Raw genomic sequence first — 6,854 nt, 5'->3', positions numbered from 1 at the left:
AGTGGGTGTTGGTCATGCCGATGGTATTGGCCCAGGCGTTCATCAGGTCAACAAAGGCATCTTCGGAACCGGCAATATGTTCAGCCATCGCCACGCACGCATCGTTACCTGACTGGATAATAATGCCGCGGTTCAGATCGTCTACTTTCACAGTGGTGCCGACTTCGATGAACATTTTCGACGAGTCCGGAAAGTTTTTCGCCCAGGCATTTTTACTGATGGTGACATCATCGTCAGGGGAAATATTGCCGCGTGCCAGTTCCTGGCCAATCACGTAGCTGGTCATCATTTTGGTCAGACTAGCCGGAGACAATTTGGTGTTCATTTCCTTTTCCGCCAAAACCTTGCCGGAATGGAAATCCATCAGTACATAGCCTTTTGCGGCGATTTGCGGTGCATCAGGAACCACAATAGGTGACGCATGAGCAATCAGGCTGGCAGAAAGCGTGACTGAAGAGAGTATAATTGATTTAAATAATGTGGTTTTTTTCATGATGAATACAGGTTTATTTTCATAACTGGCCATATCTTAACAGAAACCGCCGCGCAAGCCACGGGCGGAGTCGGTCGCTAAGTGAGGTTATTGTGAGTTTGCGCTGTGCTTAGTGACGAATGCTGTCGAATACCCCATCTGTTTTACTTGTTCCAGGACCTGCTGCGACTTTTCATAGTCCTCAAAAGGGCCCAGAAGTATGCGGTGTAACTTATCACTGCTGCTAATAAAGCTGCCCACAGATAATTTCTGACTCAATTCCAACGCTAAAGTTCGCGAGCGGTCAGGATATTTTGAACTTGCCACCTGAATTGCAAACCGATCGTGGGATGATTGGCGATTTGCAGGCTTGGCTGGGGTAAGCACTTCAATTTCGACATTGGCAGTACCGGTTTTAATCACGTCAAGCTTGTAAGCCGCAGCATAGCTGAGGTCAATGATACGACCGGGGTGAAACGGCCCGCGGTCATTGACGCGAACAATGGTTGATTTGCCATTATCCAGGTTGGTTACTTTGACATAGCTTGGCAGTGGCAAAGTTTTGTGCGCGGCAGACATGGAGTACATGTCATACACTTCGCCATTGGAGGTCAGGTGGCCGTGGAACTTTTTGCCATACCAGGAGGCCTGCCCCTTTTGCTTAAACCCGGTTGGCGATTTCATTATCTGGTAGCGCTGGCCGTTTAGGGTGTAATCCCGGTTGCCGCCCAGACTGTACGGTTCAAACTGCGGCTGGATATCTTCAATATGGTCGACCGAAATTGGCTTCTCTGGCGCGACATCGTTCTCAATGCTGTAACGACCGGAGCTGGAACAGCCTGCCATCAAGACAAGCAGGGTGAATGTCGTGAGTAGAGATCGTAAATAGGTCAATTTAAGCCGCCTTAGAAAATGCTTTACGATGGGTATGGATGGACATCAATATACCAAAGCCGGCCATCAATGTGACCATAGAAGTCCCGCCGTAGCTGATGAGAGGTAAGGGTACACCAACTACCGGCAGAATGCCGCTTACCATACCAATGTTTACGAAAACGTAGACGAAGAAGGACAGTACGATACTGCCCGCCATCATACGACCAAACGCGGTTTGCGCCTGGCTCGACAAATACAGCCCGCGGCCGATGATAAACAGATACAGTGCCAGCAAACCCAAAAAGCCGATCATGCCCCATTCTTCAGCGATAACCGCAAAAATGAAATCGGTGTGGCGCTCGGGCAAAAATTCCAGCTGTGACTGAGTACCCTGGAGCCAGCCTTTACCGGACATGCCGCCTGAGCCGATGGCGATTTTGCTCTGAATAATGTGATACCCCGCGCCGAGCGGATCCGATTCGGGATTAAACAGGGTTCTAACCCGCACCTTCTGGTATTCGCGCATCAGGAAAAACCACAGCACCGGAATAAAACCACCGAGAGCCAGCCCGGCAGCAGTAATGATTTTCCAACTGATCCCGGCCAGGAAAATCACGAACAGCCCAGAAGCGGCGATCAGGATCGATGTACCCAGATCGGGTTGTTTGGCGATCAGTATGGTTGGCACCATGACCATCGTCAGCGAGATGAGCAGTGTTTTAAAGCTCGGCGGCAAGGCTCGCTTACCGATATAACGAGCCACCATCAGCGGAACGGCCAGCTTGAGTAATTCTGAAGGCTGGAAACGGACGAATCCCAGGTTGAGCCAGCGCTGAGCCCCTTTGGAGGATTCTCCAAAAAATAGCACCCCGAGCAATAGCAATACGCCGATAAAAAATAGTGCCGGTGCCATGGCTTCGTAACTCCGGGGCGGGATTTGAGCCAGTATCAGCATCACCCCCAGCGCCAATACCATACGCATGGCCTGTCTTTCCATCATCGCCATATTCTGACCGCTGGCACTGTACATGATGATCAGGGCAAAGCCCATGACGACCAGGATGCCGAGTAGCAACGGCAAGTCGATATGAACACGTTCAAACACGGAACGGTTCTGTCCGGTGGATGGATCAAGCTTCATTATTCAATTGCCTCTTTTTCACCGAGCAGTGCATAGTCGAAGATCTTTTTCACAAACGGTCCGCCGTTGCTGGAACCACCACCGGCATTTTCCAGCACGACCGTGGCGACATATTTTGGCGCATCAAATGGCGCAAATCCGGTAAATAGGGCATGGTCACGCAGGTGTTCGGCCAGTTCGTCGGCGTTATACTCCTGATCTTCCGCCAGGCCGAAAACCTGAGCGGTGCCGGACTTTCCGCCACTGACATATTTCGCGTTGTGGAAGGCGCGTCGGGCGGTTCCCTTCTTACCATGGTTAACCAGCCGCATGCCATTGAGGGCGATATCCCAATAGCGCTTACTTACGTTGCTGATTGGCGGGTAGGTTTCGATTTCTTCCAGCTGCTGCGAATCAAACTTCTGGCCGTTTTCAATCGTGGCCCGCAGCAGGTGAGGGGCAGTCACTTTACCGTGATTGACCAGCACTGACGTTGCTTTAGCCAGTTGGATCGGTGTCGCGGTCCAGTATCCCTGGCCAATACCGACCGGAATGGTATCGCCCTGATACCAAGGGGTGCGATGGCGGGCCATTTTCCACTCCCGGGTTGGCATATTGGCTTTGCTCTCTTCATGGATATCGATGCCGGAAAAATCTCCGAAACCGAACAGCATCATCCAGCGGGAAATACGGTCGATGCCCATGTCATAGGCGACCTGATAGAAGAAGGTGTCAACCGACTCTTCGATGGATTTGGTCACATCGACTTTACCGTGGCCCCAGCGTAACCAGTCACGGAATGGCTTGGTTTTGGAATTGGGAATACGCCAGTAACCTGGGTCGTTGCGAACCGTATTCGGCGTGATCACGCCTTCTTTTAAGGCGGCTACCGCCATAAATGGTTTGATGGTGGATGCGGGAGGGTATATCCCCAGCGTTGCCCGGTTAACCAGCGGACGGTTTTTATCGTTCAGCAGTTCTCGGTACGCTTTACCGGATATACCGTGGACAAAAGCGTTAGGATCATAGCTGGGACTGGATACCATCGCCAACACGCCGTTGTCGTTGGGATCCAGGACGATGGCACTGCCGCGCCGTTCACGCATTAACTGATGCACAAACAGCTGCATTTCAATGTCGAGGTTAAGCACCAGATCTTTTCCCGGAATTGGCGGTACGTATTTCAGTACCCGAATCACCCGGCCACGGCTGTTCACTTCCACTTCCTGATAGCCGGCGGTTCCGTGCAGCATATCTTCGTAAAAGCGTTCGATACCCAATTTACCGATGTCTCGGGTAGCCTGATAATTGGCGTCTTTGTCTTCTCTGACTAGCCGTTGTACATCCCGGTCATTGATACGCGATACATAGCCGATCACATGGGTCAGCACTTCGCCGTACGGGTAGTAGCGTTTCAGGTTAGCGGTGACAGATACTCCTGGAAACTTGTGCTGGTTCACGGAAAACTTCGCCACCTGCTGCTCGGTTAGCTGGGTCAGCAGCGGCACCGATTTGAAGCGCCGTGTCTGGCGCCTTTCCCGTTCGAAGCGTTCGATCTGCTCAGGAGTGATGGTCAGGATAGTTTGCAGCCCGGCAATAGTCTCTGCCATATCGGCGACTTTCTCCGGGATGATTTCCAGGTTGAAGACCGGACGGTTTTCGGCCAGCAGCACACCATTACGGTCGTAGATCAGCCCCCGGTTTGGCGCAATGGGCACTATTTTGATACGGTTATCGTTCGAGCGGGTTTTGTAATCCTGATACTGATTGACCTGGATGTTGTACAGGTTGGCGACCAGAGTCCCCATCAGCAGCACTATGGCCCCGAATGCCACCATAGCCCGGCTTTTGTAAAGGCGCGCTTCCTCTTGATAATCGCGGATCCGACTGCGTATGCGTAACATTGACGGTTATTCTCGATGATACGGGTGGTTGGTGGTGATGCTCCAGGCCCGGTACAGGCTCTCAGCCATGATCACGCGTACCAGTGGGTGAGGCAGGGTCAGGGGAGAGAGCGACCAGCTTTGGTCTGCCGCCGCTTTACAGGCAGGCACTAGTCCTTCCGGGCCACCAATTAAAATGGCGACATCACGGCCATCCAGCTTCCAGGCATCCAGTTGACCGGCCAGTTGTTCGGTATCCCAGCGTTTGCCCGGGATATCCAGTGTGACAATGCGGCTACCTTTCGGTACGGCTGCCAGCATGGCTTCGCCTTCTTTGTGTAATATCCTGGCAATGTCGGCGTTTTTACCCCGTTTGCCGGCGGCTATTTCAACTAATTCCAGTGGCATGTCGTGTGGGAAACGGCGTTGGTATTCCTGGAAGCCTTGTTCTACCCATTTGGGCATTTTGGTACCCACGGCGATCAGCGTGATCTTCACCGGTTAACTCCACAATTTTTCGAGTTGATAAAGCTCGCGGTGCTGCTCTTGCATGACGTGCAGCATTGCACTGCCCATATCCAGCACGACCCATTCGCCTTCGTTGGTGCCTTCCATACCCAGAGGCTCCAGGCCAGCTTTTTTCACTTCTGAGGCGACGTGATCGGCAATCGATACTACGTGACGTTTTGACGTACCAGTGCAGACAATCATAAAGTCTGTAACGCTAGATTTGCCCTGAACGTCCAAGGTGACAATATCAAGCGCTTTCATATCATCGGCTTTATCTGCCAGAAATTCTTTTAACTGGTCGCGTTGCAAAATGTTCTCCTGTTATTGGTCCGGTTGGCGACGTCGATTGTGATGCAGTATATCACGCTTTGCTCGCCCTTAAGTCAGGCTAAAGTGGGCCACACAGCATTGTGCTGAAAGCTGATGCAGCAAAGGCCAGCATGACTGTTCGTATTGAGTTTTGAAGCGCACTTCTATTTCGGCTAATAGCCTTAGTAATTGCAGTAACTTAGTCTGAGGCAGTCGCTGTAGTGCTGCAGAATAGAGCGGTCGTTTGGATTGCCAGATTCGATGCTGCTCAAATGCCTTGGCTAGCGGTTGTCCCTGCGTCTGCATGCTTTGCAGTGTCAGTAATAGTTTAAGTTCTTTTTGTATGGAGCGGATCAGCAATACCGCTTCAATACCTTCAGATTCTAACTGGCGCAATATTCGTTGCGCCCGGTTGCCTTTCCCTGCCAGCAGCGCGTCGATCCAGTGAAATACCGAATAATGGTTGTGTCGGCTGAGTGCGGATTCGACCCGCAGTAGCGTTAACTGGCCATCGGGGTAGAGTAGCGCCAGTTTTTCCAGGCTTTGCGCCAATGCGAACAGGTTGCCTTCGTGCCACTGGGCTAACATTTGCACCGCTTCGGCATCCGGTTTTAAGCCGCTGGCACGACAGCGCGCCTGAACAAATTGCGGCAGCCGCTGGATGTCAGGGCTGAGGCAGTTTACCAGACAGCCGTTACTGTGCAGGGCCTTAAACCATTTACTGTTTTCCTGAGCCTTAGTTAATTTCTGACCGATGACTACCAGTATTATGTCTGGGTTGAGCATGCTGCCCACTTCAGCCAGCTGTTTGCCGATCGCTGCGTTGACGCCAGATTCTGGCAAATCAAGTTCAATCAGCTGGCGGGTCGAGAACAGACTCAGTGCCTGACAGCAGTCATAGACAGGTTGCCAGTCGAACTGGCTGTCAATACTGAAGCGGTGACGTTCGTCAAAGCCGCGCTGGCGGGCAGCATCGCGTATCGCAATCCGGGATTCATGCAACAGTAGCGGTTCATTGCCAAACAGCAGGTAAACAGGTTGCAAGCTGTGGCTAAGATGCTCGTTCAGGCGGTCGGCATAAAGGCGCATTATCGACGGTTACTCGCTCTGTGGTGTCGCTTGCGGGCTGCTGACATCAGGCAATTCACCCTGGATGGTGTTGATACGATATTGTTCAACCGATTGTTCTGGCTTCACTTCGCTGTCGAGCATTTCCTTGGCTTCGATATCCACTCTCAGCCGGGCCATCTGACGGATGATTTGTGTTGTTGCCAGCCGGCGCATCTCGTTCTCGATCATTTCTCGTTCAACCGATTTCGCCAGCGCGGCCAGCGGGTTGTCGAGATAGCTGCGGGTTACGCTGGTGGAGTAGGTTTTTGAGCCGATTTCCGGGATAGTGACCCGGTAAGAGGCTCGGAATGTCAGCTCTTTTTCTGCCGCGCGGGTGTTTTGGTACAGCGACAGGGTGCGCTCACCGATTCCTTCCCCTAACAGGTGCAGGTTGGGGACATCCACCGCCGGTTTGACCAGGTCAATTTTACTCAGCCGCAGTTGGTCATTCATCATTCGGGTGAAAGTGCTGTATTGGTCGTAGCTGGTCAACGACATGGTATTGAGTTCGTCGGGAACAGAATAATCGCCCCTTAGGTGATAACCACAGGCAGACAACAGGCTGGCAGACAGA

8 protein-coding genes are annotated in these 6,854 nt (G+C 52.2%); all 8 read right to left on the bottom strand.

Annotated elements, in window-relative coordinates; translation table 11 throughout:
* On the bottom strand, positions 1–493 hold a 493-nt coding region (locus ACQY6F_RS17750), incomplete at its 3' end, for a D-alanyl-D-alanine carboxypeptidase family protein (protein WP_428776341.1).
* Positions 494–580: 87 nt separating this feature from the next.
* Positions 581–1,318, bottom strand: coding sequence for a septal ring lytic transglycosylase RlpA family protein (locus ACQY6F_RS17745; RefSeq protein WP_428776343.1), 738 nt, complete (start codon positions 1,316–1,318; stop codon positions 581–583).
* Between the two features lie 49 nt (positions 1,319–1,367).
* Positions 1,368–2,489, bottom strand: a complete 1,122-nt coding sequence (gene rodA / locus ACQY6F_RS17740; RefSeq protein WP_428776339.1) for a rod shape-determining protein RodA — start codon at positions 2,487–2,489, stop codon at positions 1,368–1,370.
* Positions 2,489–4,372, bottom strand: a complete 1,884-nt coding sequence (mrdA, locus tag ACQY6F_RS17735) for a penicillin-binding protein 2 (RefSeq protein WP_428776338.1) — start codon at positions 4,370–4,372, stop codon at positions 2,489–2,491. The genes rodA and mrdA overlap by 1 nt, the downstream gene beginning before the upstream one ends.
* Positions 4,373–4,378: 6 nt before the next feature.
* On the bottom strand, positions 4,379–4,849 hold the full coding sequence (gene rlmH, locus ACQY6F_RS17730; protein ID WP_428776337.1) for a 23S rRNA (pseudouridine(1915)-N(3))-methyltransferase RlmH: 471 nt from the start codon (positions 4,847–4,849) through the stop codon (positions 4,379–4,381).
* Positions 4,850–4,852: 3 nt separating this feature from the next.
* Positions 4,853–5,170 carry a ribosome silencing factor gene (gene rsfS, locus ACQY6F_RS17725; RefSeq protein WP_428776336.1) on the bottom strand — a complete coding sequence of 106 codons (318 nt, stop codon included), beginning with the start codon at positions 5,168–5,170 and terminating at the stop codon, positions 4,853–4,855.
* Between the two features lie 69 nt (positions 5,171–5,239).
* Entirely contained in the window at positions 5,240–6,259 is a 1,020-nt protein-coding gene (gene holA, locus ACQY6F_RS17720) for a DNA polymerase III subunit delta (RefSeq protein WP_428776334.1), read from the bottom strand.
* Positions 6,260–6,268: 9 nt separating this feature from the next.
* Positions 6,269–6,853 (bottom strand): LPS assembly lipoprotein LptE, encoded by a 585-nt coding sequence (gene lptE / locus ACQY6F_RS17715; protein WP_428776332.1) that lies wholly within the window; start codon positions 6,851–6,853, stop codon positions 6,269–6,271.
* Position 6,854: the final 1 nt, after the last annotated feature.

The organism is Vibrio sp. (assembly GCF_050299255.1).
Taxonomy (GTDB): Bacteria; Pseudomonadota; Gammaproteobacteria; order Enterobacterales; family Vibrionaceae; genus Vibrio.
This window is presented reverse-complemented; position numbering and strand designations above follow the sequence as displayed.